The following is a 1,188-nucleotide window of genomic DNA, read 5'->3' as shown; positions in this document are numbered from 1 at the left end:
GGTACTGGATGTTGGTCGAGCCCTTCAGGAACCACAGCAGTTCGTGAATGATCGACTTCATGTGCAGCTTCTTGGTGGTCACCACCGGGAAGCCTTCGCGCAGGTCGAAGCGCATCTGGTAGCCAAACACCGAGCGCGTGCCGGTGCCGGTGCGGTCGGCCTTTTCGGTGCCATGCTCTTGCACATGGCGCATGAAGTCGAGGTACTGTTTCATCGGCGCGGGTGTTGGGGAAAAGTGACGCGACAGCGGCGTGCGCGTATGGCGGCAATCTGCTAACCGAATAGCAAATAACCGGATAGCAAATTGCTAAATGTTTAGCATTTTATCGCAAAGCAAAACGGGCCGCCTTTCGGCGACCCGTGGCGACCCGTTTTCAGGATCCAGCTAGCTCGGCGGCGCTGGCGCCGCCGCGCATTACTGCGCGGCCGTAGCCGGAGCCCGGCGTTTTTGCACCAGGTAGCCAGCGCCCAGCACGCCGCCAACGACAACCACGAACAAGCCGTAGTAAGCCAGTGCGTTGCTGTTGAAGAAATCCTTCACCAGCGGCTCGCTGACGATCATCTTGACTGCGGTGAAGGCTAGCACGCCGGCACCGACGAAGATGACCGAGGGGAAGCGCGACATCAGCTTGAGCACCAGGCTCGAGCCCCACACCACGATGGGGATGCTGATGAGCAGGCCCAGCACCACCAGCAGGAAGCTGCCGTGCGCCGCGCCGGCCACTGCCAGCACGTTGTCCACGCCCATCACCGCATCGGCGATGATGATCGTCTTCATCGCGCCCACCAGGGTGGTTGCGCCCGCGCCATGTTCGTCGCCATTGCCGTCATCGGACAGCAGCTTGTAGGCAATCCACACCAGGGCCGCGCCGCCGATCAGCAGCAGGCCAGGGATCTTGAGCAGCCACACCACGCCGACCGTCATGGCCGAACGGACCACGACCGCGCCGACAGTTCCCCAGATGATGGCTTTCTTCTGCAGGTGGGGCGGCAGGTTGCGCGCCGCCAGGGCGATCACGATCGCATTGTCGCCGGCCAGCACAAGGTCAATGACGACGATGGATAGCAGTGCCGTCAGGAACTGCATCGTGAACAAATCGGTAAACCATTCCATGAAATCTCCTCGAACAACGAATAGCTAAGAGCCGTGCGTACGCACCGGTTTGGCCTGGAGACATGATGTGTGGG

General features: G+C 61.1%; 2 protein-coding genes. Both read right to left on the bottom strand.

Annotated features, from left to right (window positions below; genetic code table 11):
- Nucleotides 1–214, bottom strand: a 214-nt coding sequence (gene thyA / locus AC1DS3_RS38865; protein WP_477129389.1) for a thymidylate synthase, incomplete at its 3' end; no start/stop codon positions are given.
- Nucleotides 215–415: 201 nt separating this feature from the next.
- Entirely contained in the window at nt 416–1,114 is a 699-nt protein-coding gene (locus tag AC1DS3_RS38860) for a TerC family protein (RefSeq protein WP_441635181.1), read from the bottom strand.
- Nucleotides 1,115–1,188: the final 74 nt, after the last annotated feature.

This window comes from Cupriavidus sp. 01L46, assembly GCF_056399905.1.
The sequence above is the reverse complement of the archived record's forward strand: the minus strand, read 5'-3'. Positions and strand labels throughout refer to the sequence as shown.

What these genes read in the sequence shown, in the direction of transcription:
- AC1DS3_RS38860 (WP_441635181.1), bottom strand. Translation starts at nt 1,114, where the DNA reads ATGGAATGGTTTACCGATTTGTTCACGATGCAGTTCCTGACGGCACTG.